General features: G+C 73.8%; 22 protein-coding genes. 12 read left to right on the forward strand and 10 right to left on the reverse strand.

The window, feature by feature from the left end; genetic code table 11:
• Positions 1-23: 23 nt before the first annotated feature.
• Both CXH06_RS12895 and CXH06_RS12900 read right to left on the reverse strand, forming a co-directional pair.
• Positions 24-1,208, reverse strand: a complete 1,185-nt coding sequence (locus CXH06_RS12895; RefSeq protein ID WP_114855606.1) for an adenylate/guanylate cyclase domain-containing protein — start codon at positions 1,206-1,208, stop codon at positions 24-26.
• The gene (locus CXH06_RS12900) at positions 1,205-2,188 is read right to left on the reverse strand and encodes a biotin--[acetyl-CoA-carboxylase] ligase (RefSeq protein WP_114855607.1); all 984 of its coding nucleotides are present in this window, start codon (positions 2,186-2,188) and stop codon (positions 1,205-1,207) included. The genes CXH06_RS12895 and CXH06_RS12900 overlap by 4 nt, the downstream gene beginning before the upstream one ends.
• A gap of 167 nt (positions 2,189-2,355) precedes the next feature.
• Between CXH06_RS12900 and CXH06_RS12905 the strand changes: the two genes are divergently transcribed.
• From CXH06_RS12905 to CXH06_RS12925, 5 genes are all read left to right on the forward strand, one after another.
• On the forward strand, positions 2,356-3,945 hold the full coding sequence (locus CXH06_RS12905) for an acyl-CoA carboxylase subunit beta (protein WP_114855608.1): 1,590 nt from the start codon (positions 2,356-2,358) through the stop codon (positions 3,943-3,945).
• Entirely contained in the window at positions 3,942-4,205 is a 264-nt protein-coding gene (locus CXH06_RS12910) for an acyl-CoA carboxylase epsilon subunit (protein ID WP_114855609.1), read from the forward strand. The genes CXH06_RS12905 and CXH06_RS12910 overlap by 4 nt, the downstream gene beginning before the upstream one ends.
• 38 nt (positions 4,206-4,243) lie before the next feature.
• Positions 4,244-5,923, forward strand: coding sequence for a DUF885 domain-containing protein (locus CXH06_RS12915; protein ID WP_114855610.1), 1,680 nt, complete (start codon positions 4,244-4,246; stop codon positions 5,921-5,923).
• A complete protein-coding gene (locus tag CXH06_RS12920) occupies positions 5,920-6,648 on the forward strand; it encodes a nucleoside triphosphate pyrophosphatase (RefSeq protein ID WP_114855611.1) in 729 nt (242 codons plus the stop codon). The genes CXH06_RS12915 and CXH06_RS12920 overlap by 4 nt, the downstream gene beginning before the upstream one ends.
• A 118-nt stretch (positions 6,649-6,766) precedes the next feature.
• A complete protein-coding gene (locus tag CXH06_RS12925) occupies positions 6,767-8,545 on the forward strand; it encodes a biotin carboxylase N-terminal domain-containing protein (protein WP_114855612.1) in 1,779 nt (592 codons plus the stop codon).
• A 178-nt stretch (positions 8,546-8,723) separates the two neighbouring features.
• On the opposite strand, the gene CXH06_RS12930 is transcribed toward CXH06_RS12925, so the two are convergent.
• A complete protein-coding gene (locus tag CXH06_RS12930; protein ID WP_157975733.1) occupies positions 8,724-10,184 on the reverse strand; it encodes an NAD(P)H-quinone dehydrogenase in 1,461 nt (486 codons plus the stop codon).
• Positions 10,185-10,265: 81 nt separating this feature from the next.
• On the opposite strand from CXH06_RS12930, the gene CXH06_RS12935 reads away from it, so the two are divergent.
• Both CXH06_RS12935 and CXH06_RS12940 read left to right on the forward strand, forming a co-directional pair.
• The gene (locus CXH06_RS12935; protein ID WP_114855613.1) at positions 10,266-11,102 is read left to right on the forward strand and encodes a purine-nucleoside phosphorylase; all 837 of its coding nucleotides are present in this window, start codon (positions 10,266-10,268) and stop codon (positions 11,100-11,102) included.
• Positions 11,099-12,823 carry a phospho-sugar mutase gene (locus tag CXH06_RS12940; RefSeq protein ID WP_114855614.1) on the forward strand — a complete coding sequence of 575 codons (1,725 nt, stop codon included), beginning with the start codon at positions 11,099-11,101 and terminating at the stop codon, positions 12,821-12,823. Before CXH06_RS12935 ends, CXH06_RS12940 begins: the two co-directional genes overlap by 4 nt.
• Before the next feature lie 49 nt (positions 12,824-12,872).
• Here CXH06_RS12940 and deoC read toward each other — a convergent pair whose 3' ends face one another.
• Positions 12,873-13,538 carry a deoxyribose-phosphate aldolase gene (gene deoC / locus CXH06_RS12945; RefSeq protein WP_114855615.1) on the reverse strand — a complete coding sequence of 222 codons (666 nt, stop codon included), beginning with the start codon at positions 13,536-13,538 and terminating at the stop codon, positions 12,873-12,875.
• Between the two features lie 91 nt (positions 13,539-13,629).
• On the opposite strand from deoC, the gene CXH06_RS12950 reads away from it, so the two are divergent.
• Entirely contained in the window at positions 13,630-14,712 is a 1,083-nt protein-coding gene (locus CXH06_RS12950; RefSeq protein ID WP_232820349.1) for an NUDIX domain-containing protein, read from the forward strand.
• A 39-nt stretch (positions 14,713-14,751) separates the two neighbouring features.
• Here CXH06_RS12950 and CXH06_RS12955 read toward each other — a convergent pair whose 3' ends face one another.
• From CXH06_RS12955 to CXH06_RS12975, 5 genes are all read right to left on the reverse strand, one after another.
• On the reverse strand, positions 14,752-15,258 hold the full coding sequence (locus tag CXH06_RS12955) for a hypothetical protein (RefSeq protein WP_114855617.1): 507 nt from the start codon (positions 15,256-15,258) through the stop codon (positions 14,752-14,754).
• 97 nt (positions 15,259-15,355) lie between these two features.
• Positions 15,356-16,663 carry a thymidine phosphorylase gene (locus CXH06_RS12960; protein WP_114855618.1) on the reverse strand — a complete coding sequence of 436 codons (1,308 nt, stop codon included), beginning with the start codon at positions 16,661-16,663 and terminating at the stop codon, positions 15,356-15,358.
• A complete protein-coding gene (locus tag CXH06_RS12965) occupies positions 16,660-17,073 on the reverse strand; it encodes a cytidine deaminase (protein ID WP_114855619.1) in 414 nt (137 codons plus the stop codon). The genes CXH06_RS12960 and CXH06_RS12965 overlap by 4 nt, the downstream gene beginning before the upstream one ends.
• A gap of 128 nt (positions 17,074-17,201) precedes the next feature.
• Entirely contained in the window at positions 17,202-18,443 is a 1,242-nt protein-coding gene (locus tag CXH06_RS12970; RefSeq protein WP_114855620.1) for a M20 family metallopeptidase, read from the reverse strand.
• A 60-nt stretch (positions 18,444-18,503) separates the two neighbouring features.
• Positions 18,504-19,688 (reverse strand): mannose-1-phosphate guanylyltransferase, encoded by a 1,185-nt coding sequence (locus CXH06_RS12975; RefSeq protein WP_114855621.1) that lies wholly within the window; start codon positions 19,686-19,688, stop codon positions 18,504-18,506.
• A gap of 274 nt (positions 19,689-19,962) precedes the next feature.
• On the opposite strand from CXH06_RS12975, the gene sdhC reads away from it, so the two are divergent.
• The 4 genes from sdhC (at position 19,963) to CXH06_RS12995 (ending at position 23,417) form a co-directional block, all read left to right on the forward strand.
• Positions 19,963-20,340 (forward strand): succinate dehydrogenase, cytochrome b556 subunit, encoded by a 378-nt coding sequence (sdhC, locus tag CXH06_RS12980; RefSeq protein WP_114855622.1) that lies wholly within the window; start codon positions 19,963-19,965, stop codon positions 20,338-20,340.
• Positions 20,341-20,342: 2 nt separating this feature from the next.
• On the forward strand, positions 20,343-20,795 hold the full coding sequence (gene sdhD, locus CXH06_RS12985; RefSeq protein ID WP_114855623.1) for a succinate dehydrogenase, hydrophobic membrane anchor protein: 453 nt from the start codon (positions 20,343-20,345) through the stop codon (positions 20,793-20,795).
• Positions 20,796-20,880: 85 nt separating this feature from the next.
• Positions 20,881-22,656 (forward strand): succinate dehydrogenase flavoprotein subunit, encoded by a 1,776-nt coding sequence (gene sdhA, locus CXH06_RS12990; protein ID WP_114855624.1) that lies wholly within the window; start codon positions 20,881-20,883, stop codon positions 22,654-22,656.
• Complete coding sequence (locus CXH06_RS12995) at positions 22,656-23,417, forward strand: succinate dehydrogenase iron-sulfur subunit (RefSeq protein ID WP_114855625.1); 762 nt, start codon at positions 22,656-22,658, stop codon at positions 23,415-23,417. The genes sdhA and CXH06_RS12995 overlap by 1 nt, the downstream gene beginning before the upstream one ends.
• A gap of 91 nt (positions 23,418-23,508) precedes the next feature.
• Here CXH06_RS12995 and CXH06_RS13000 read toward each other — a convergent pair whose 3' ends face one another.
• A complete protein-coding gene (locus CXH06_RS13000) occupies positions 23,509-24,384 on the reverse strand; it encodes an alpha/beta fold hydrolase (protein WP_232820350.1) in 876 nt (291 codons plus the stop codon).
• Between the last annotated feature and the right edge of the window lie 36 nt (positions 24,385-24,420).

Here is a 24,420-nt window from a genome sequence, read left to right on the forward strand (position 1 = left end):
CGATCGCCGCGGCCGGGGCCGGGTCACAGGTCCAGGTCCAGCGGCGCCGAGCGGTCCCGGACCATCTCGTGCACGTGCACCGTCCCGATCCCGTGGAGCTCGACCTGCTCCCCCTCGGTGAGGGAGAACCCTCCGGGCAGCGCCCGCGCGACGGCCTGCGCGGTCTCCTCGTCGACCGCGACGGTGCCGGGGCGGGCCACGGACTCCATCCGGGCGGCGAGGTTCACCGTGGGGCCGAAGACGTCCCCGTAGCGGGAGAACATCGATCCCCAGGCGAGCCCCACCCGCACCGGGGGCAGTCGCGAGGAGGCGGTGAGCGCCTCGGAGAGGCTGACCGCGATCTGCGCGCCGTCCTCCGGCGTGTCGGCGAGGAACATGATCTCGTCGCCCACCGTCTTGACCACACGACCCCCGCCCACGGAGATGATGTCGCGGCTCAGCGACTCGAAGCGGCCCACCATGTCGGCGAGCTCGGCGCCCGGGAGCTCCTGCGCGAGACGCGTGAACTGCACCAGGTCCGCGAAGCCGACGGCCCGCTGCAGCGGGAACAGCTCGTCGGTGCCCCGGTGCAGCACCTCGGAGCCCGCCCGCGCGGCGTACGCCGCGAGCTGTCGGCGGAAGGTGAACATGACCTGCGACTCGAAGGTCTCCAGCAGCTCCGGGATCCCGTCCAGCATCCGCTGGCGCGCCTCGGCGTCGTCGAGGCCGTCGGCATACTTCGCCTCGTCGACCAGCGCCTCGGTGATCCACATGGCGAGCCGGCCCATGTGGAAGCCCATCCCGCGGGTGATGCTCGCGAAGGCACGCTCGGACAGCTCCCCCTCCTCGACGATCGCCGCGAGATCCCCGATCGCATAGGCGTCCTCCTCGGTGAACACGACGGTGTCCTCGTCCACCGGGGTGAAGCCGAGCGCGCGCCAGTAGACCGAGGTGAGCCGCTCGGGGATGTCCTGCTGCCGGGCGAGGTCGCGCCGGGAGTACTTCCGCGAGCCCTGCAGCAGGACCTTCTCGAGGGCGCCGACGCTGCGGCGCACCGCGGCGAAGCGCCGGTTGAGCTCGAGGATCTCCCGATCGTCGAGGGAGCCCTGCTCCTCGGTGTCCGCGGAGAGATCGGGCAGCTCCTGCGTCGCGGTCGGGACGTCGCGGTCCTCCGCGCCGGCCGCATCCCTGCGCGCCGCGCCCTCCAGGTCTTCGATGCCGCCGGTCACGTGCCCTGCTCCTCCTGCTCGGCGCCCGGTGCGCCGTCCGTCGTGGGCCGGACGGGGTCGTCCGGTCGCAGATGCCTCACGTCGCCGACGTCCACGGCCACCTGGTCGCCCCCCTCGAGGTCGACGACCAGCCTGCCGCGCCCGTCGATCGTCCGGGCTGTGCCGTGCAGGGAGGGGGCAGGTGCTCCCCCCGCCGACCCGACCGGATCGACCCGCACGGCACGCCCGAGTGTGAGGCAGCTCATAGTGTAACGCTGACATGTGCCCGCGGCGGAACCGTCTCCGCCCGCGGACTCGAGCGCCGCCACCTCGGCCGTCAGCGCCTCGACCAGCGCCTCCTCGAGCGCGGCGCGCAGGGCCTCCTGCTCCGACCCGACGCCCGGGTCCTCACCGGCGATCCCGCCCTCTCCCCACAGCCAGGCGGCGCCCGGCACCGGCGCGCCGTCGTCCTGCATCGGGGCCCGCAGGTTCAGCCCGATCCCGACCAGCACGGACTCCGCCCCGCGCCCCTCGACGAGGATCCCGCCGAGCTTGCGGCCCTGCGCGGTGTGCACGTCGTTGGGCCACTTCAGCCCGATCCGGTCCGGGCCGTCCGATGCGGCCCCCGCGACGTCGGCGCCGAGCACCTCCTCGAGGGCGGTCAGCGCCGCGAGACCGGCGGCCAGCGGGATCCAGCCGCGGTCCCCCGGGGCGAGCACGGAGCGATGCACGTGGGTGAGCGCGAGGATCGATCCCGCCGGGCTCGCGAAGGGACGGCCCAGCCGGCCCCGCCCGGCCGTCTGCCGCCGGGCGGTGACCGCGAACGGCGTCCCCTCGCCGACACCGAGGCGGCGCGTCGCCTCGTCCTGGGTCGAGGTCACGGCGTCCAGACGGTGGATCACCGGCGACGGGCCCGCCGGGGGGCGCGGGGGCCGCGGACCGCTCCGGCCCGCTGCGCCCGGGTTCTCGACGCCGTCCGTGCCGTGCAGCGCATCGCCCATCGGGGCCTCCGTCCTCGGCGGCCGCTCGGGACCGCCGTCCTCACCGAGCACGGCCGCCGGACCCGCCGGGCGGCGGAGCGACCGCCGTCGGACGTCCGTAGCGTAGTATCCCGATGTTCGTTTTCCCCGGAAACATGGCGGCCGCACAGGCCGCCGCAGGAGGCTCCGTGACCGACGCCCCGCGGCCGCTCACCACTGCCCAGCGACTTCAGGACCTCCGCGAGCGTGATGCCGCCGTGGTCTCGGCGGCGGACGAGGTGGCGGTCCAGAAGCAGCATGCCCGAGGGAAGAAGACCGCCCGGGAGAGGATCGCCGACCTGCTCGACGACGGCTCCTTCGTCGAGACCGACCGCTTCGTGCGGCATCAGGCCCGGAGCTTCGGCATCGACCGCAAGCGCCCCGACGGCGACGGGATCGTCACCGGCCACGGCACCATCGACGGACGCCAGGTGTGCGTGTACTCCCAGGACTTCACCGTCTTCGGCGGGTCGCTCGGCGAGGCGCACGGTCGCAAGATCCAGAAGATCCAGGATCTCGCCCTCAGCACGGGGGTGCCGATCATCGGCATCCTCGACGGCGGCGGCGCCCGCATCCAGGAGGGCGTCGGCTCGCTGGCCGCCTTCGGCGGCATCATGCGCCGCAACACCCGTGCCTCCGGGGTGATCCCGCAGATCTCGCTCATCATGGGCCCGGCCGCCGGCGGGGCGGTGTACTCCCCCGCGCTCACGGACGTGGTGGTCATGGTCCGCAAGACCTCGCACATGTTCATCACCGGCCCGGACGTGATCCGCACCGTCACCGGCGAGGACGTCGGCTTCGAGGAGCTCGGTGGCGCCGCCACCCATTCCACCCGCTCGGGGGTGGCCCACTACATGGCCCCCGACGAGGACGACGCGATCGAGTACGTGAAGGACCTCCTCAGCCACCTGCCCTCGAACACGCTGAGCCCGGCGCCCTCGTTCCCCGTGGCCTTCGAGCAGAGCCCCACGCCCACGGACACCTCGCTGGACGCGCTGATCCCCGATTCCCCGAACCAGCCCTACGACATGATCGCGGTGCTGCGCGCGGTGCTGGACGACGGGGAGTTCCTCGAGGTCCACGAGAACTTCGCGCAGAACATCGTGGTGGGCTTCGGCCGCGTCGAGGGCTACAGCGTGGGCATCATCGCCAACCAGCCCTCCCACTTCGCCGGCACCCTGGACATCGACGCCTCCGAGAAGGCGGCGCGGTTCGTGCGCCTGTGCGACTCCTTCAACATCCCGGTGCTGACCTTCGTGGACACCCCCGGCTTCCTGCCCGGCACGGACCAGGAGTTCAGCGGCATCATCCGCCGCGGGGCGAAGCTGCTGTACGCCTACGCGGAGGCGACGGTCCCCCTGGTGACCGTCATCACCCGCAAGGCCTACGGGGGCGCGTACATCGTGATGGGCTCCAAGGACCTGGGCGCGGACATCAACCTCGCCTGGCCCACCGCCCAGATCGCGGTGATGGGCGCCCAGGGCGCGGTCAACATCCTCCACCGGGGCGACCTGCGCCGGGTCGCCGAGGAGGGCGGGGACGTCGAGGCCGAGCGCGCGCGCCACGAGGCGGAGTACGAGGAGCAGTTCGCCACCCCGTACACCGCCGCCGAGCGCGGCTGGATCGACGGCGTGATCCGCCCGGCGGAGACCCGGATCGAGGTGGCCCGCGCGCTGCGCGCCCTGCGCACCAAGCGCGACACGCTGCCCACCAAGAAGCACGGGAACATCCCGCTGTGAGCGGCGCCGGCACCCCTGCGCTCCACCCCTCCGACGTCCGGCTGGTCCAGGGCACGCTGCGCGACGACGAGCTCGCCGCGATCGCCGTGGTGGTCTCCGCGATGAGCGTCACCAGCCGCCTGGAGGCGGAGGAGCGCAGCCTCGCCGAGGGCCGCGGGGCGGGAGCGGGCGCCTGGTCCGATCCGGTGCACACCCACCCCCGCGGGCACGTGCTGCGCTCGGCCCCCTCCCCGAGCGCCTGGCAGTTCTCCGATCGCTGACCCGACCCTCCCGGTCCGGACTGCATAGACTGCGCCGCATGCCCGCCACGCCCTCCCCCGCCCCGGCGCGCCCCGCGAGCGCGCTGGACCGCCTGGCCGACGACTACGTCGATCGCAGCGCGCGCCTGGATCCCTTCCTCGCCACCGAGCTCGGCATCGCCGGGCACGACAGCGAGGTCACCGACTTCTCCCCGGACGCCGTCGCCGAGCGCACCGCGGCCGCCCGCACGCTCCTGGCGCGCGCCGCCGAGGTCCCGGACGAGGACGCGGTCGATGCCGTCACCCGGGCGGCGCTCACCGAGCGGCTGGGCCTGGAGATCGAGCGTGCCGAGCAGCGCCTGGACATCGCCCAGGTCAACAATCTCGCCTCCCCCCTGCAGTGCCGGGACGTGCTCGACCAGATGCCGACGGCGACCGCCGAGGACTGGCAGATCCTCGCCGAGCGCATGGCCGCCCTGCCGCGCTCGCTGTCCTCCTGGGCCGAGTCCCTGCGCGAGGCCGCCGACCACGGCGTGCTCTCCGCCCGGCGTCAGCTGCTGCTGGGCGCCGAGCAGGCACGGGGCTTCGCCGCCCCGGACGGCTTCTTCGCCACCTTCGCCGCGCAGGCCGTCGGCGACGGGGCCGAGCGCGCCCGCGTCGTGGAGGCGGCGGGCACCGCCGCCCGCGGCTATCTCGACCTCGCCGAGCAGCTCGAGCAGCTCGCGCCGCGGGCGCCGGAGGCCGATGCCGTCGGCCGCGACGCCTACGCGCTCGCCTCCCCCGTCTTCCTGGGCACCGAGATCGATCTCGAGGAGACCTACGCCTGGGGCGTCGAGCGCCTGCGCGCGATCGTCGCCGAGCAGGAGGAGGTGGCGGGCCGGATCAACGCCGCCCATGGCACCGGAGGCGGACGCTCGGTGGCCGCGGCGAAGCAGGCGCTGGACCGTGATCCGGCCCGGATCCTCCACGGCACCGACGCGCTGCGGGCCTGGATGCAGGACCTCAGCGACCGGGCGATCGAGGAGCTGGCCGGCACCCACTTCGACATCCCCGAGCCGTTGCGCCGCCTCGAGTGCCGGATCGCGCAGACCGGTTCCGGCGGCATCTACTACACGGGCCCCAGCGAGGACCTCACCCGGCCCGGCCGCATGTGGTGGGACGTTCCCGCGGGGACCACCGAGTTCCGCACCTGGCTGGAGACCACGACCGTCTATCACGAGGGCGTTCCGGGCCACCACCTGCAGGTGGGCACGCAGACGATGCAGGGAGCGCAGCTGAACCGGTGGCGCGCGATGATGTGCTGGGTCTCCGGCCACGGCGAGGGCTGGGCCCTGTACGCCGAGCGGCTCATGGAGCAGCTGGGCCATCTCGACGACGACGGCGACCGGCTGGGCATGCTCGATGCGCAGCGCCTGCGCGCCGGCCGCGTGGTCCTGGACATCGGCCTGCACTGCTCCCTGCCGATGCCGGAGGGGCTCGCCGGCTCCGCGGGCGGGGCATGGACCTACTCGTCGGCCTGGGACTTCATGAGCGCCCACTGGGGCGTCACCGAGGCCGAGCAGCGCTTCGAGCTGCACCGCTACCTGGGCTGGCCCGGCCAGGCGCCGTCCTACACCCACGGCCAGCGGGTCTGGGAGGACCTGCGCGCCGCCTCCTCCGAGCCTGCCCGTGACTTCCACCGCCGCGCCCTCGAGCTCGGCAGCCTGCCCCTGTCCGTCCTCCAGGAGGCCCTGCGATGACCACTCTCCCGACCGCTCCCCCGACCGCGCCGGAGCTCGACCACGAGCCGCTGCTGCTGCTCGCCTCGGCCTCGGCCGGACGCCGCGCCACCCTGCGCGCCGCCGGCATCGAGCACTCCACCCTCCCCGTCGACCTCGATGAGGACGGGATCCTCGCCGCCGCGCGCGAGCGCGCCGCCGCCGGGGCTCCCGAGGAGGTCCCGACCGCTGCCGAGGAGGTCCTGCTGCTCGCGCGGGAGAAGGCGCACGCGGCGACCTCCCGCAGCGAGGGCGGCTACGTGGTGCTGGGCTGCGATTCGATGCTCGAGCTGGACGGCGAGGTGATCGGCAAGCCGCACACCGCGGAGCGCGCCGCCGCCCGCTGGCGCGCGATGCGGGGCCGCACCGGGGTGCTGCACTCCGGGCACTGGATCGTCGACGACCGCGATGCGGTCGACGGCGGCACCGGCGCGACCTTCGGCGCGACCGCGAGCTGCGAGATCACCTTCGCCGCGCTCGACGACGAGGAGATCGACGCCTACGTCGCCACCGGCGAGCCGCTGGGCGTGGCGGGCGGCTTCACGATCGACGGCATGGCCGGACCCTTCATCGAACGGATCGAGGGCGATCCGCATGCGGTCGTGGGCCTGTCCCTGCCGCTGCTGCGCCGGATGCTCGCGGAGATCGGGATCGGCGTGCACGAGCTGTGGGACGAGGCGCGCACCGCTCCGCCCGCCGGCGGCTGAACGGCATCTCCGCGCCGCCGACCCGTGGCACGTCCCTCACTCCGCCGCGCCTGGACCGCCGGGCCCGCGCGCAGTACTAGACTCGGCCCCTGCCGACTCCCGGAAGGAACTCCCGCCCATGGCCTCTCGCCCCGTCAAGCCCCGCCCCCTGTCCACGGTGCTCATCGCCAACCGTGGGGAGATCGCGGTGCGGATCGCACGGGCCTGCCGGGACGCCGGACTCCGCTCCGTCGCCGTCTACGCGGACCCGGATCGCGATGCGCTGCACACCCAGATCGCCGATGAGGCCTACGCCCTGGGCGGCACCACCGCCGCCGGCTCGTACCTGGTGGTCGACAAGATCCTGGACATCGCGCACCGTTCGGGCGCCGACGCGATCCACCCCGGCTACGGCTTCCTCTCCGAGCGCGCGGACTTCGCCCAGGCCGTCATCGACGCGGGGCTGACCTGGATCGGTCCCTCCCCCGAGGCGATCGAGAAGCTGGGCGACAAGGTCTCCGCCCGCCACATCGCGCAGAAGGCCGGCGCCCCGCTGGTGGCCGGCACCAAGGACCCGGTCAAGAACTCCGACGAGGTCGTGGACTTCGCGCGCGCGAACGGCCTGCCGATCGCGATCAAGGCCGCCTTCGGCGGCGGCGGCCGCGGCCTCAAGGTGGCCCGCGACGAGTCCGAGGTGCGGGAGCTGTTCGACTCCGCCGTGCGCGAGGCGACCGCCGCCTTCGGACGCGGCGAGTGCTTCGTGGAGCGCTACCTGGATTCGCCCCGCCACGTGGAGACCCAGTGCCTCGCGGACATGCACGGCAACGTCCAGGTGGTCTCGACCCGCGACTGCTCGCTGCAGCGTCGCCACCAGAAGCTCGTCGAGGAGGCGCCCGCGCCCTTCCTCAGCTCCCAGCAGCAGGCACAGCTGGTCTCCTCCTCGAAGGCGATCCTGCGCGAGGCCGGCTACGTGGGCGCCGGCACCTGCGAGTTCCTCGTGGGAGCCGACGGCACCATCTCCTTCCTCGAGGTGAACACCCGCCTCCAGGTCGAGCACCCGGTCACCGAGGAGGTCGCCGGCGTGGACCTGGTCCGCGAGCAGCTGCGCATCGCGGCCGGCGAGAGGATCAGCAGCGAGGACCCGGTTGCGCGCGGCCATTCCTTCGAGTTCCGCATCAACGGCGAGGACCCGGGGCGTGGATTCATGCCCGCCCCCGGTCGCATCCAGCGCTACGAGGTGCCCTCGGGCCCCGGCGTCCGCATCGACTCCGGCGTCCGCGCCGGGGACGAGATCTCCGGGGCCTTCGACTCCATGCTCGCCAAGCTCGTGGTCACCGGCGCCACCCGCCAGGAGGCGCTCGAGCGCTCCCGCCGCGCGCTCGCGGAGTTCCGCGTCGAGGGCATCCCCACGGTGCTTCCCTTCCACGCCGCCGTCGTCGAGGACCCGGCCTTCGCGCCCGAGGATCCCGAGCAGCCCTTCACCGTCCACACCCGCTGGATCGAGACCGAGTTCGCGGGCGATCTGCCGGCCGCCCCGCTGCCGGCGCAGCCCGAGGAGCCCGAGGACCGCGAGGCCGTGGTGGTCGAGGTCGACGGCCGACGGGTCGAGATCTCCCTGCCTGCCTCGCTGCGCGCTCCGCAGGCCGCGGTCCGCCAGCGCCGCAAGCGCCAGCACCGCGGTGCCGGCGAGTCCGCTGCAGGCGACCATTCCGTGACCGCTCCCATGCAGGGCACCATCGTCAAGGTGGTCGCCGAGGAGGGGCAGACCGTCGCCGACGGCGACCTGCTGGTGGTGCTCGAGGCGATGAAGATGGAGCAGCCCATCACCGCCCACCGCTCCGGTGTGGTCTCCGGCCTGACCGCCGAGATCGGCGCGACCGTCTCCGCCGGCGCCGTGCTCTGCTCGGTCGACGACTGATCGACGTGCTGCGAGCTCGCGAGCGGTAGGAGATCAGGCAGTCTGCACAGCCTGATCGACGTGCTGCGAGCTCGCGAGCGGCAGGAGATCAGTCCAACGGCACAGCCTGATCGACGTGCTGCGAGCTCGCGAGCGGTAGGAGATCAGGCAGTCTGCACAGCCTGATCGACGTGCTGCCTCAGCGCGAGGGATCGCCGTCCAGCTGCCGGGCCACCTCGGCCAGCGAGCCGCTCAGCGAGGGGTAGACCGTGGAGGTCCCCGCGACCTGCTCCGCGGTGAGCCGGTGGGCGAGCGCGAGCGTGTAGGGCAGGATCAGCTCGCTCGCGCGGGGCGCGACCACCACCGCCCCCAGGACCGTGTGCGAGCCGGGCCGGACGATGAGCTTCACGAAGCCCTCGGTGATCCCCTGCATCTTCGCCCGCGGGTTGGTGTCCAGCCCCAGCGTCAGCACCTCGCCGGCCACCTCGCCGCTGCGCACGGTCTCCTCCCCCACACCCACCACGGCGATCTCGGGGCTGGTGAAGATCGCGGAGGAGACCTGCGAGATGATCAGCGGCGAGACCGCGTCCCCGAGGGCGTGGTGCATCGCGGTCCGGCCCTGCATCGCGGCGACCGAGGCGAGCGGGAGCACGCCGGTGCAGTCCCCGGCCGCATAGATCCCCCGCACGGAGGTGCGGGAGACGCGGTCGGTCTCGAGGTGGCCGCTGTCCGTCACCCGCACGCCTGCCTCCTCGAGTCCCAGGTCGCCGGTGCGGGGGAGGCCGCCGATCGCCATCAGCACATGGCTCCCGGCCAGCTCCTCCCCGGAGGTCAGGGTGACGACCACCCCGTCGGCGGTGCGTCGCGCGGAGGCGGCGCGGGAGCGGGAGCGCACGGTGACGCCGCGGCGGGCGAAGGCGTCCTCGAGCACGTCGGCGGCGTCGGCGTCGGTGCCCGGCAGCACCTTCTCGCGGGAGGAGACCAGGGTGACCTCGCTGCCCAGGGCGCGATAGGCGCTCGCGAACTCGGCGCCGGTCACCCCGGAGCCGACCACGACGAGGTGCTCGGGCAGCTCCTCGAGCGCGTACAGCTGGGTCCAGTTCAGGATCCGCTCCCCGTCGCAGGGCGCGGTGTCCAGCTCGCGGGGACGGGCGCCGACGGCGAGCAGGATCACCTCGGCCTCGAGGACCTCGAGCACGGCGCCGTGGGCGTCGCGGACCTCCACCCGGTCCTGGCCCACGAGGCGCCCGCGGCCGTCGAGGACGCGCACCCCCATCGCGATCAGGCGGTGGCGGATGTCCTCGGACTGGGCGGTGGCCAGCTCCCGGACGCGGTGGTTGACGGCGGCGAGGTCGACGTCGAGGGTCTCCGCCGTCGGTGCCGCGCCGGTGTCCGCATCGCGCAGGCCCAGACGTTGGGAGCCGGCCACCAAGTCGAGCACCTCGGCGGTGGCGATGAGGGTCTTGGAGGGCACCACGTCGGTGAGCACGGCGGCGCCGCCGATCCCCCGTTCCTCGATGAGCACGGTCTCCACGCCGTGGCGGGCGGCGGTGAGCGCGGCCTCGTAGCCGCCCGGCCCGCCGCCGAGGATCACCACCCGTGCGCTCGCGCTCGGGAGCCGGTACGGATCCGGGGGCAGGGCGGTGGTGGGATCGCTCACCCCCTCATTGTGGCGCACACGTCCGGGATCGGGGGTCCGCTCGGCTCCCGGAGGGACAGGTGCCTGCGCTACCTTGCCCTCATGACCTCCTCCACTGCAGTGCCCGCCGATCCGTACCAGCTCGCCCGCGACGCCGCCGCCGCGATCGCCGAGGCCAGCGGCATCCCCTCCCATGACCTGGCCCTCGTGCTCGGGTCGGGGTGGTCCGGCGCCGCCGATCTGCTCGGCGAGACCGTCTGGCAGGCCGATGCCACCACCGTCCCCGGCTTCCGGCCGCCGGCCGTGGCCGGCCACGTGGGCACCCTGCGCTCGGTCCGCGTCGCAGGCAGCGGCGCCCATGCGCTCGTGCTCGGCGCCCGCACCCACTTCTACGAGGGCGCGGGCGTGGACGCCGTCGTCCACGGCGTCCGCACCGCGGCCGCGACCGGGGCCCGCACGATGGTGCTCACCAACGGCTGCGGCGGCATCGATCCCTCGTGGTCCCCCGGCACCCCGATCCTGATCTCGGACCAGATCAACCACACCGGTGCCACCCCTCTGACCGGCGCGAACTTCGTGGACATGACCGATCTGTACACCCCCGCGCTGCGCCAGATCGCCCGCGAGATCGATCCGGGCCTGGACGAGGGGGTCTACATGCAGTTCGCGGGCCCCTCCTACGAGACCCCGGCCGAGGTGCAGATGGCGCGGATCCTGGGTGCGCACCTGGTGGGGATGTCCACGGCGCTGGAGGCGATCGCCGCGCGCGAGGCGGGGATGGACCTGCTGGGCATCTCCCTGGTCACCAACCTCGCCGCCGGGATCAGCGGCGAGGCCCTGAGCCACGAGGAGGTGCTGGCGGCGGGCCGCGAGGCCGGCCCGCGGATCTCCCGGCTGCTCGCCCAGACCGTCCGCCGCATCACCGAGGAGCCGGCATGACCCTGACGGAGGCGCTGCGCGGACGGGCCCGGGACTGGATCGCCGACGATCCGGACCCCGGCACCCGCGCCGCCCTGGAGCAGCTGCTGGAGCACGCCGAGGCGGGCGAGGAGGAGGCCGCGGCGGAGATCGCCGACGCCTTCAGCGCGGACCTCGAGTTCGGCACCGCCGGTCTGCGCGGACGCATGGGGCCCGGCCCGCACCGGATGAACCTCGCCGTGGTCTCGCGGGCGGCGCGGGGCCTGGCCGATCACCTCCGCCACGACCTCGACCTCGCGGAGCCGCTGGTGGTCATCGGGTACGACGCCCGCCATCGCTCCGAGGACTTCGCCCGGCGCTCGGCGGGGATCCTCGCCGCGGCGGGCTGCCGGGTGCGTCTGCTGGAGCGCAGCGGACCCACCCCGCTGATCGCCTTCGCCGTGCGGCACCTGGAGGCCGACGCCGGCATCGTCGTCACCGCCTCCCACAATCCGCCGGCCGACAACGGGTACAAGGTCTACCTCGGGGGCCGGGCCGTCCCGGCGGACGGCCGGGGCGTGCAGATCGTGCCGCCCTCGGACGCGCAGATCGCCGCCCGCATCGCCGCCGTCGGCCCCGTGGCCGGCATCCCCGTCGCCGCGCCGTCGACGGACCGGATCGGGACGCTGGGCGAGGAGCTGCGCGAGGAGTACCTCGCGGCGATCTGCGCCCTGCCGGATCCCGACGGGCCGCGGGAGGTGCGGATCGTGCACACCGCGCTGCACGGCGTGGGCACCGAGCCGGCGCTCGCCGCCCTGCACCGCAGCGGCTTCGTCGACGTCCATCCGGTCGCCAAGCAGGCCGATCCCGATCCCGACTTCCCCACCGTCGCCTTCCCGAACCCGGAGGAGCCCGGCGCGATCGACCTCGCCCTCGAGCTGGCCCGCTCCGTCGAGGCCGATGTGGTGATCGCCAACGATCCCGATGCCGACCGCTGCGCCGCGGCGGTGGTCGACCCCCACCTCGGCGCTTGGAGGATGCTCACCGGCGACGAGCTGGGTGTGCTGCTGGGCGACCACCTGCTGCGCCGGCACGACCGCCGGGGCACGATGGCGCGCTCGATCGTCTCCAGCCGCTGGCTGGACCGGATCGCCCGCGCGGCCGGGGCGGAGGCGGCCGCGACCCTGACCGGCTTCAAGTGGATCGCCCGCGCCCCGGGCCTCGGCTTCGGCTACGAGGAGGCCATCGGCTACTGCGTGCTGCCGGAGGTGGTGCGGGACAAGGACGGGCTCTCCGCGGCGCTCATGGTCGCGGAGATGGCGGCACGCGCCCGGGCCGCCGGCACCACGCTGGTGGACCGCCTGGACGAGCTCGCACGCGCCCACGGGCTGTTCTCCACCGCGCAGCTCTCCCTGCGGGTCGAGGACCTCTCCCGCCTCCCGGCGATGATGGAGCGGCTGCGCACCGCCCCGCCGGCGGAGCTGGTGGGCTCGGAGATCCTCGCGGTCCAGGACCTCGCCCAGGGCTCCGTGGGGACGACGGGCCTGCCGCCGACGGACGGCCTGCTGCTGCGCAGCGCGGACGACACCCGCGTGGTGGTGCGCCCCTCGGGCACCGAGCCCAAGCTCAAGTGCTACCTCGAGGTCGTCTCCCCCGTGCCCGAGCGGGCCGGCGCGGAGGAGATCGGGGCGATGCGCCGCCGCGCCGCGGCGCGTCTGGAGGCGCTGCAGGACGAGCTCCGGGCGCTGCTGCTGCCTGCCTGAGAACGGCCTCCGCCGCCCGCGCCGGTGGTCCGGCGGGCGCCGTGCCGGGTCAGTACCCCGAGCCCGTGCCGCCCTCGAGGATCGCGCGGGAGGAGGAGACCCCCAGGCGGTCGGCGCCCGCGGCGACCATGGCCTCGGCCGCCTCCCGGGTGCGGATCCCGCCGGAGGCCTTGACCCCCAGCCGGTCGCCGACCGTCCGGCGCATGAGGCGCACGGCGTGCTCGCTCGCACCGCCCGCCGGATGGAAGCCGGTGGAGGTCTTCACGAAGTCGGCGCCCGCGCGCTCGGCCGCCCCGCAGGCCGCGACGATCTGCTCGTCGGTCAGCGCGGCGGACTCGATGATCACCTTGAGCAGCACCGGAGCCGGCGCCGCCGTGCGCACCGCCCGGATCTCCTCCTCCACCGCGGCGTGGTCCCCGGCGCGCAGCAGACCGACGTTCAGGACCATGTCGATCTCGTCGGCGCCCTTGGCCGCGGAGTCGGCGGCCTCGGCGGCCTTGACCGCGGGGGCGTGCTGTCCCGAGGGGAAGCCGCACACCGTCGCGACCTTCACGGTGGTCGTCACGGGGAGCATCGAGGGAGAGACGCAGACGGAGTAGGTGCCCAGCGCCTCCGCCTCGCGCAGGAGGGCGGTGACGTCGGCCGCGGTGGCCTCGGGCTTGAGCAGGGTGTGGTCGATGAGGCCGGCGAGCGCGGCGTTGTCCAGGCGGGTCATGCACCGATCCTGGCAGACTCCGCGGCGCCTCGCATCACCTCACCACGCCCTCGCCGCCGACGGACCGCCCCGGGGCTTAGACTTCTCGCTCGTGACCGCCACCGGACCCCGCCCCCGCCCGCCCCGTCGGATCATCCTGCTCGCCGGCCCCTCGGGCAGCGGCAAGGGCGAGCTGTCGCGGCGCTCCGACCTCCCGGTCCTCCCGCTCGACGAGTTCTACCGTGATCATGACGAGCCGGGGCTCCCGCGCCGCTTCGGCATCGTGGACTGGGACGATCCGGCCTCCTGGAACGCGGGCGCGGCGCTCGAGGCGCTCACGGCCCTCGCCCATGACGGCGCCGCGGAGATCCCCTCCTACTCGATCCCGGACTCGCGCCGGGTGGGCACCGCCCGGCTCGAGGCCGGGACCGCGCCGCTGCTGATCGCCGAGGGCATCTTCGCCGCGGAGCTCATCGCACCCCTGCGAGCGGCCGGCCTGCTCGCCGACGCCCTGGTGCTGGATCGCCCCGCACCGGTCGTCTTCGCGCTGCGCGGGGCCCGGGACCTGCGCGAGCACCGCAAGGCGCCCCTGACCCTCCTGCGGCGCGGCTGGTCGCTGGCACGCACGCAGCGCGGCGACGTCTCCGCGTGGATCGGGGCGGGCATGCGCCCGATGCGGCTGCACGAGGCGGCCCGCTGGATCCACGTCCTCACCGCCTGCGCCGAGGCCGAGCGGCATCTTCACGGCGCCGACCACCGGCAGCGGATCCTCTCGATCACCGCGGTGTGCTTCCTGCGCGACGGGGCCGCCGGGGCCGAGGTGCTCGCGGTGCGCAAGCGCGGCACCGGCTCCTACATGCAGGTCGGCGGGAAGCTCGAGCCCGGGGAGTCCGCGCTCGACGCGGCGGTGCGGGAGTGCGAGGAGGAGATCGGGGTGCGCCTGGCGCCCTCGGACCTCGCGCCGCTGGGCGACTACGAGGCCGTCGCCGCGAACGAGCCCGACACCCGGGTGCGCTCCACGGTCTGGACCACGCGGGCCGTGCTCCCGGAGCCGCTCGCGGTCCGGGCCGAGCTGGCCGACCACCGCTGGGTGCCGGTCGCCGACCCGGGCGTCGGCGCCCGCCTGGCGCCCCTCATGACCGAGCACATCCTGCCCGCGCTGCGGGAGCGGCTCACGGTGACGGACGGGGGCTGAGCCCCCGCCCCGTCGCGGCGCCGCGTCGCGGAACGAGGCTCAGTCGTTCCAGCGGGTGCAGGTCACGGTGCCGTCCAGGGTGGCCCCGCCCACCGTGGTCCCCGCGAAGGTGACGCCGTCCTGCCCGAGGGCCACGCCGCCCGGATCGGTGGCCCTGTACGGGCGCTCCTGGCCGAGCTTCACCATGACGAACTCTCCCGGGGTCAGCTCCACCAGGGGCGGCTGGTCATCGGAGGTGCCGATCAGGTGCCGGATCTCCCCCGGCGCGCCCGAGCAGCGCACCTCGGTCAGCGCGAGGGTCGTCGTGCCCTCGGAGGTGGTCAGGGTCAGGGACGCGGCCGCGGGGCCCGCGACCCCGTCGGCATCCGCGGCCCGGTCGGCATCGGACTCGCCGTCGGAGCCGCCGCCGTCCGAGGCACCGCCGCCGTCCGAGGACCCCGCCGTCACGCCCGGGCGGGGCGACTCGGTGCCGGCGGGGTCGTCCGCGCAGCCGCCGAGGAGCAGCACGGACAGGGCGAGCAGGGGCAGACCACGGGCGATGCGCATGCCCCCACTGTGCGATCGACGCGCAGGGGTTTCCACTCCGCCTGCGGGCTCGGAGACGAGATCGACATCGGCCGTCCGTCCCGAGCCCGGGGCCCGCTCAGGCGATCCGGTCGCGGAGGATCCGACGGGGCGGCACCGGAGTCCCGGGGGCGGAGAGCGTCCACGCCCCCTCGATCGCCTGCACCGCGCGCTCCACCCGCTCCGGGGTGTCGGTGTGCAGCCGTGCCAGCACGTCCCCGGACCGCACCTCCTCGCCGTGGTGGCGGAGGATCTCCACCCCGGCCGCCGCCTGCACCGACTCGCCGGGCCGGGAGCGGCCGGCGCCCAGACGCCAGGCCGCGACGCCCACGCCCATCGCATCCAGCCCGGAGACGATGCCGTCCTCCTCGGCCCGCAGCTCCTCGACGTGCCGCGCACGGGGCAGCGGCGCGTCGACGTCGCCGCCCTGCGCCGTGATCATCGCCCGCCAGGAGTCCATGGCCCGGCCGTCGGCGAGCGCGGCCTCCACGTCCGCATCGCGCACCCCGGCGGCCTCGAGCATCTCGGTCGCCAGCGCGCAGGTCAGCTCGCGGACGTCGTCGGGACCGCCCCCGTCGAGGATCTCGAGCGACTCGCGCACCTCGAGGGCGTTGCCGGCGGTGCGTCCCAGGGGCGCGGACATGTCCGTCAGCAGCGCGACGGTGCGCACCCCGGCGTCGGTGCCGAGCTCGACCATGGTGCGGGCGAGCTCGCGCGCCTCGGCCTCGTCCGTCATGAAGGCGCCCGCGCCGGTCTTGACGTCGAGGGTCAGCGCGGCGGTGCCCTCGGCGATCTTCTTGGACATGATCGAGGAGGCGATGAGGGGGATGGACTCCACGGTGCCGGTCACGTCGCGCAGCGCGTAGAGCTTCTTGTCCGCCGGGGCGAGGCCGGCGCCGGCCGCGCAGATGACCGCGCCTGCGCTCTCGAGCTGCGCCATCATCTGCTCGGTGGTGAGATCGGCGCGCCAGCCGGGGATCGCCTCGAGCTTGTCGAGGGTGCCGCCGGTGTGGCCCAGCCCGCGGCCGGAGAGCTGCGGCACCGCGACGCCGAAGGAGGCCACCAGCGGTGCCAGCGGCAGGGTGATCTTGTCCCCCACGCCGCCGGTGGAGTGCTTGTCCGTGGTGGGCTTCGACAGGGCGCTGAAGTCCATCCGCTCGCCGCTGGCGATCATGGCGGCGGTCCAGCGGGCGATCTCGCGCCGTTCCATGCCGCGCAGGAAGATCGCCATGGCCAGAGCGGCCATCTGCTCCTCGGCGACGACGCCGCGGGTGTAGGCATCGATCACCCAGTCGATCTGGCCGTCGTCCAGGGCGCGGCCGTCGCGCTTGGCGCGGAGGATGTCGACGGCGTCGTGCGGCTCGACGGTGGGGGCGGGAGTGGTCATGATGTGCTCGTCTCCTCGAGGTCGTGGGGTCCGAAGGCCTGGGGCAGCACGGCGTCCATCCCGAGGATGCCGCGGGGGGTGAGGATCCGCAGGGCGGGATCCGCGTGCTCGGACAGCAGCTGGCGGCAGCGACCGCAGGGCATGATCACCGCGCCCGCGCCGTCGACGCAGACGAAGGCGGTCAGCCGGCCGCCGCCTCCCGCGACGAGATCGCTGATCAGTCCGCACTCCGCGCAGAGGGTGACCCCGTACCCGGCGTTCTCCACGTTGCAGCCGGCGACGATGCGGCCGTCGTCGACGAGGGCCGCGGCGCCCACCCGGTAGCGGGAGTAGGGGGCGTAGGCGCGCTGGGCGATCTCGCGGGCCACCTCGAGCAGCTGCTCGAAGCGGTCGGTCTCGGCTCCGGTCATGGGTGCTCCTCCTTCGCCCCGGCTCGGGGCGTTCGGGTCCTCGCGGCGGGCGGGCCGTCCTCAGCCTGCCACAGGCGCGCCGGTCGCAGGAGCATCCGCGGCCGAGCGGGATGCCGCGGGCTCCGTGCTCAGGCGGGCAGCAGGTCCCGCTGGACGCAGGCGGCGGCGAGCACGGACGCGCCGATGCCGATCGCGCGCTCGTCGATCATGAGGTCGCCCATGTGCAGGTCGTAGGTGCGCCCGCCGGGGGTACGGGTCCCCAGCCGCGCCAGCGCGCCGGGCACCTTCTCGAGGTACCAGGCGAAGTCCTCGCCGCCGAGGGACTGCGCGGTGGGATCGAGGTTCTCGCGCCCCAGCACGCCGCCGACCGCCGCGCCGAGGACCTCGACGCTCCGGGCGGAGTTGGCCACCGGCGGCACGCCCCGCTCGTGGGTGACGCTCGCCTCGACACCCCAGGGGCGCACGAGGTCCGCGAGCACGGACTCCAGCAGCTCCTCGGCCCGGTCCCAGGCCTCGTGGTCCAGGCAGCGGAGCGTCCCCTCCAGGGTGCCGCTGGAGGGGATCGCGTTGAAGGCGGAGCCGGCGTGGATGCTCCCCCAGGTCAGGTTCACCCCGGAGCGCGGGTCCATCCGCCGGGTGAGCGCGGCCGGCAGCTGGGTGGCGATCGACCCCAGTGCATAGACCAGGTCCTGGGTGAGGTGCGGCCGTGAGGTGTGGCCGCCCGCCCCGCGCACCTCGATCCGCACCGGATCGGTCGCCGAGGTGATGGGCCCGGTCTTGAGGCCGATGTGGCCGACGTCGACCCCCGGATCGCAGTGCAGGGCGAGGATCGAGTCGACGCCCTCGAGGACGCCCTGGGCGATGAGGTCGAGCGCCCCGCAGGGGTGCATCTCCTCCGAGGGCTGGAAGATCAGGCGCACACCCCGGCGCAGCGCCCCGGCGTCCGCGACCCGCACCAGCGCCATGGCGGCGCCGAGCACCGCGCTCATGTGGACGTCGTGCCCGCAGGCGTGGGAGACGCCCTCGACGGCGGAGCGGTAGGAGACGGCGGTGAGCTCGGGAATGCCGAGCGCGTCCATGTCCGCGCGCAGCGCGATCGGCGCCAGGCGCGGATCGGAGCCCGGGATGTCGCAGAGCACGCCGGTGGAGCGCAGCCGCCGCGGGGACAGACCCAGCGCGGCGAGGTGCTCGAGGACGAACTCGGTGGTGGCGTGCTCCTCGTGGGAGAGCTCGGGATGGCGGTGGAGATGACGTCGCACCGCGCTGAGCTCCTCGGACCTCTCCCGCACGCTCCGGGCGATCAGGCCCTCCGGCCCCAGCATCGAGCGCTGCTCCGGGGTGCCCAGCAAGACCTGCTGCGTCTGCTCCACCTGTCCACTTCCTGTTCCCCTCGTGGCGGCCACCGGCCGTGGCCGCCGCACGGCACCGCGTCAGCGCAGGTGGCCCAGGCCCTGTGCGTCGAAGCGGGCGACGAGCGCGGAGAGGTCCTGCGCCGACTCGTCGTCGAGCACCAGCAGCGCGTCCTCGGTGTCGACGATGCTGATGCCGTCCAGCCCGACCAGGGCGATGCGGCGATCGGTGGCACCGTACACCGTGGCCCGGGAGGAGATGGCATCGACCTCGGCGCCGCCCAGCACCCGGACGTCGCCGTCGGCCCCCTCGCCCGCGCGGCGCGCGCCGTGCTCGCGCAGCTGGCGGGCGAGGGCCGCGAAGTCGCCGACGTCGTCCCAGTCGAAGGCGGCGGGCACCACCGCGACCCGGCCCCGCTCGGCGAGCGGCTCGGCCAGGGCGTGGTCGATCGCGATGGCGGTCAGGCGCGGCCACACCGCGGCGAGCACCTCGTCGGCGGCGGGTGTGCCCTGGGCGGCCGCGATCTCTCGGACGCCCTCGGCCAAGGGCGGGATCTGCGCGGCGAGCTCGTCGAGCAGCACGCGGGCGCGGACCACGAACATGCCGGCGTTCCACAGGAAGCCTCCGGTGGCGAGGAACTGCTCGGCGCGCTCCCGGTCCGGCTTCTCCACGAAGCGCCGCACCCCATGGGCGCCGACGGCCCGCAGCGCGGGATCCTCCCCGGGGCCCGGGCTCTCCCCCGCGCCGGGGCGGTGCTGCTCGATGTAGCCGAAGCCGGTCGCCGGGGAAGTGGGCGCGATGCCCAGGGTCACGAGGTAGTCCAGCTCCGCCGCCTCGCGGGCGGCCGCGACCGCCTCGCCGAAGGCCCGGGTGTCGCCGATCAGGTGATCGGCGGCGAAGGAGCCGATCACGGCCTCCGGGTCCTCGCGCTCCACCAGCGCGGCGGCCAGGGCGATGGCCGGCATGGAGTTGCGGGGGGTCGGCTCCACCACCACCCGGGCGGGCCCGTCCGTGGGCGCGCCCGCTCCGCCCGGTGCCGGCTGTCCGAGCTGCTCGGCGACCGCAGCGGCGTGCGCAGCACCGGTGACCACCAGCGGCGGGCGGTCCGAGAGCGGGAGGAGACGGTCCACCGTCTGCTGCAGCAGGGTCCGCCCCGTGCCCGTCAGGTCGAGCAGGAACTTGGGCCGGGCGCGCCGTGAGAGCGGCCACAGTCGGGCGCCGGCACCTCCGGCGGGGATCACGGGGACGAAGGGGGCCTCGGGCATCTGTCCAGCGTATCCGCGTCCGGATCGCCCTGCGATGACGTCCGAGACACCCGCCGCAGCACGCCCGCCCGTGCGCAATCCGCGCGCCACCTGGTGCTAAGCTGAACTCGCCCCTGTCGGGGGCGATGATGATGTCGCCGTGTCGTGAAACGGTCGCCCGGTGGGCGGCACGCCCGCGACGGCCGTCCGAAGCAGTGCACCCAGGGCGGCGCGGCGCAGAGCGGCACCCGCATCCCAGACCCCGGCGCCATCCCGACGCTTCTGGAGGAACTCCGTGGCTTCAGCCCAATCCGGGACGCTCTATCGCGGACGCGAGGGCATGTGGTCCTGGGTCGCACACCGCATCTCAGGAATGCTCATCTTCCTGTTCCTGCTGGTGCACGTCCTGGACACCGCTCTCGTCCGCGTCTCCCCCGAGGCCTACAACGAGGTGATCGGCCACTACAAGACAGTGGTGTTCGGCCTCGGCGAGGTCGGCCTGGTCGGCGCGATCCTGTTCCACGCCCTGAACGGCCTGCGGATCATCCTGGTGGACTTCTGGTCGAAGGGCACCACGCATCAGCGCGGCATGTTCTGGGGCGTCGTCATCGCGTGGGTCGTCCTCATGGCCGGCTTCCTCCCCCGCCACCTCATGCACATGTTCGGAGGCTGATCATGAGCGCGCAGACCGCCATTCCCGACCCCAGCACCCGCTACCGCCGCACCGGCCAGCGCGGCGTGAACACCGAGATGCTCTCGTGGATGTTCATGCGCGCCTCGGGCGTGCTGCTGGTGATCCTCGTCTTCGGTCATCTCTTCGTGAACCTCTGGCTCGGCGAGGGGGTCAAGGGCATCGACTTCGCCTTCGTCGGCGGCAAGTGGGCCTCCCCGTTCTGGCAGGTCTGGGACCTGCTGATGCTCTGGCTGGGCCTCCTCCACGGCGGCAACGGCGTGCGCACGATCATCAGCGACTACGCCCGCGGCCCCCGCCTGCGCCTCGTGCTCAAGGGGCTGCTGTACGTCGCGGTCGTGGTGACGATCGTGCTGGGCACCCTGGTGATCTTCACCTTCGATCCCTGCCCCGTCGGCGCCGAGCCCAGCCTCCTGCCCTCCTTCTGCGAGGGCTGAGGCCCCACCTCCCCGCGGCCGCCGCTCCCACGGACCGGCCGCCACCCCACTTCCCGGTCGACCCGAAACGGAGCAGTCACCCGACATGCAGACCCATAACTACGACGTGGTGATCGTCGGCGCCGGCGGCGCAGGGATGCGCGCCGCCCTGGAGTCCTCCCAGCGCGCCCGCACCGCCGTCGTCACGAAGCTCTACCCCACCCGCTCCCACACCGGCGCGGCGCAGGGCGGCATGTGCGCGGCCCTCGCCAACGTCGAGGAGGACAACTGGGAGTGGCACACCTACGACACCGTCAAGGGCGGCGACTACCTCGTGGACCAGGACGCCGCCGAGGTCATGGCCAAGGAGGCCATCGACGCGGTGCTCGACCTGGAGCGGATGGGCCTGCCCTTCAACCGCACCCCCGAGGGCCGGATCGACCAGCGTCGCTTCGGCGGCCACACCCGGGAGCACGGCGAGGCGCCCGTGCGCCGCGCCTGCTACGCCGCGGACCGCACCGGCCACATGATCCTCCAGACGCTCTACCAGAACTGCGTGAAGCAGGAGGTGGACTTCTTCAACGAGTACTACGTGCTCGACGTGCTCATGACCGGTGATCCCCGCAGCGACGAGGGCGTGCGCGCCTCCGGCGTGGTGACCTACGAGCTGGCCACCGGCGAGATCCACATCTTCCGCGCGAAGTCCGTCGTCTTCGCCTCGGGCGGCTTCGGCAAGATCTTCAAGACCACCTCGAACGCCCACACCCTCACCGGCGACGGCCCCGCGATGGCCTTCCGCCGCGGCATCCCGCTGGAGGACATGGAGTTCTTCCAGTTCCATCCCACGGGCCTCGCGGGCCTGGGCATCCTGCTCTCCGAGGCCGCCCGCGGCGAGGGCGGGATCCTGCGCAACGCGAACATGGAGCGCTTCATGGAGCGCTACGCCCCCACTCTGAAGGATCTCGCCCCCCGCGACGTGGTGGCCCGTGCCATGGCCAACGAGGTGCGGGAGGGGCGGGGCGTCGGCCCCAAGAAGGACTACGTCCTGCTGGACCTCACGCACCTGGAGCCGGCGCACATCGACGCCAAGCTCCCGGACATCACGGAGTTCGCCCGCACCTACCTGGGCGTCGAGCCGTACACCGAGCCGGTGCCCGTCTTCCCCACCGCGCACTACGCGATGGGCGGGATCCCGACGAACATCCGCGGCGAGGTGCTCGCCAATGCCACCGACGTCATCCCCGGTCTCTACGCCGCGGGCGAGACGGCGTGCGTGTCGGTCCACGGAGGCAACCGCCTGGGCACCAACTCGCTGCTGGACATCAATGTCTTCGGCAAGCGTGCCGGCATCGCCGCCGCCGAGCACGCCGCGACGGTGGAGCTGGCCGAGCTGCCCGAGGGCCTCGAGCAGCCCACCGTGGAGCTGCTCCAGCGCCTGCGCGACCGCCCGGCGACGGAGGACCGCATCGCCGACATCCGCTCCGATCTCCAGGAGCTCATGGACGCCAACGTCCAGGTGTTCCGCACCGACGAGACCTGCCGGACGGCGCTGGCGGGCATCGCGGAGCTCAAGAAGCGCTACGAGACGGTCGCCATCCAGGACAAGGGCCGCCGCTACAACCTCGACCTCATGGAGGCCGTGGAGCTGGGCTTCCTGCTGGACCTGGCCGAGATCGTGGCGCTGGGCAGCCTGCACCGCAAGGAGTCCCGCGGCGGCCACTTCCGCGAGGACTACGAGAGCCGCGACGACGTCAACTACCTCGCGCACACGATGGCCTACCGCACCCTTCCCGGTGAGGAGGGCGAGGAGGGCACCGACATCCGTCTGGGCACCAAGCCCGTCGTGATCACCCGCTACGAGCCCAAGGAGCGCACCTTCTGATGACTGCTGTTGCCGAGAAGCCCCAGGCCGACGCCGGTGCGGGTGAGATCCCCTCGTTCCAGGTGACCATGCGGATCGCGCGCTTCGATCCCGACACCACCCAGGGCGCCCACTGGCAGGACTTCACCGTCACGATGCACGGCACCGACCGCGTGCTGGATGCGCTGCACGAGATCAAGTGGCACCTGGACGGCTCGCTGAGCTTCCGCCGCTCCTGTGCCCATGGCGTGTGCGGCTCCGACGCGATGCGGATCAACGGCCGCAACCGTCTGGCCTGCAAGACGCTGCTGAAGGACCTGGACATCTCCAAGCCGATCACCGTCGAGCCCATCAAGGGGCTCCCGGTGGAGAAGGACCTCATCGTGGACATGGAGCCGTTCTTCGACTCCTACCGCGAGGTCATGCCGTTCCTGGTCGCGGGCGGCCAGGAGCCCAGCCGCGAGCGTCTGCAGTCCGCCGAGGAGCGCGAGCGCTTCGACGACACCACCAAGTGCATCCTGTGCGCCGCGTGCACCTCCTCGTGCCCGGTGTTCTGGACCGACGGGCAGTACTTCGGGCCCGCCGCGATCGTCAACGCGCACCGCTTCATCTTCGACTCGCGCGATGACGCGGGCGAGCAGCGCCTGGAGATCCTCAACTCCAAGGAGGGCGTGTGGCGCTGCCGCACCACCTTCAACTGCACCGAGGCCTGCCCCCGCGGGATCCAGGTGACCAAGGCCATCGCGGAGGTCAAGCAGGCCGTGATCACCGGCCGGGTCTGAGCACCCCGCAGGAACGGCCCTCACGGGCGAGGACGGGCCTCTCCGCACGGCGGAGGGGCCCGTCGTCGTCGCAGGGCCCGCCGCTGGGCGCTCAGGCGACGGCGTCCGCGATCACCTCGCGCAGCCGGTCGGCGAAGGCCACCGGGTCCCCGGGACCATCCGGGCTCTGCCGCGTGAACCCCCCGTGGTCTCCGGGGAAGACCACGGCCTCCTGGCCGAGCAGCGCGGCCAGCGCGCGTGCGGTGCGCGCGGTGAGCGCCTGTCCGGTCTGCTCGCCGACGGCGATCACGATCGTGGACGTGGAGGCACGGAGCGTGTCGAGGTCCGGCCTGAACCCGGTGACCGGTGCGCTCGTCCCGGAGAGCAGCGGATCGTCTCGCGAGCCGTCGTCCTCGACGGGCAGCCCGAACGCGGCCGGATCCGGGAGGGGCCGGGCGGCGTACTCCTCGGTGAACTCTCCCTGCCACATCGCCATGCCGAGGAACGCCGCCATGCCGGCACCCCAGCCCTGCTCCTGGTAGGCGCGGCCGACGGCGGCGTTCGCCTGCTCGGCCGCCTCGGCGTCCGGGAGGACGCCGAGCACCGGCGGTTCATGCGCCACGAGCACGCGCACGTCCTCCGGGTGGGCCGCGACGAGGGCGAGGCCGGCGACCGCGCCGCCGCTGCTGCCGAACACGTCGACCGGGCCCCCGAGCTCTCCGATCAGCGCGTGGAGGTCCTCCGCCTGGATCCGGGGGTCGTTGACGTCGCTCCCGTCGCTGCGGGTGCTCTCCCCCAGGCCCCGAGGGTCGTAGGTGACCACCGAGCGCCCCGGCATCGCGTCCGCGAGCTCGGAGAACCCCTCGGAGGTCATCGGCTGGCCGATCATGAGCAGGACGGGGTCGCCGTCCGCCGACGGCACGGGGCCGTGGAGATGGTGGACGATCTCGGCGTCGGGCAGGGTCAGCACGCGGCGGTCGGCCATCATGGCTCCTCCTGGGTCCTCCGTCCCGTCGGGCCGGGA

Source organism: Brachybacterium sp. YJGR34 (assembly GCF_003347015.1).
GTDB lineage: Bacteria > Actinomycetota > Actinomycetes > Actinomycetales > Dermabacteraceae > Brachybacterium.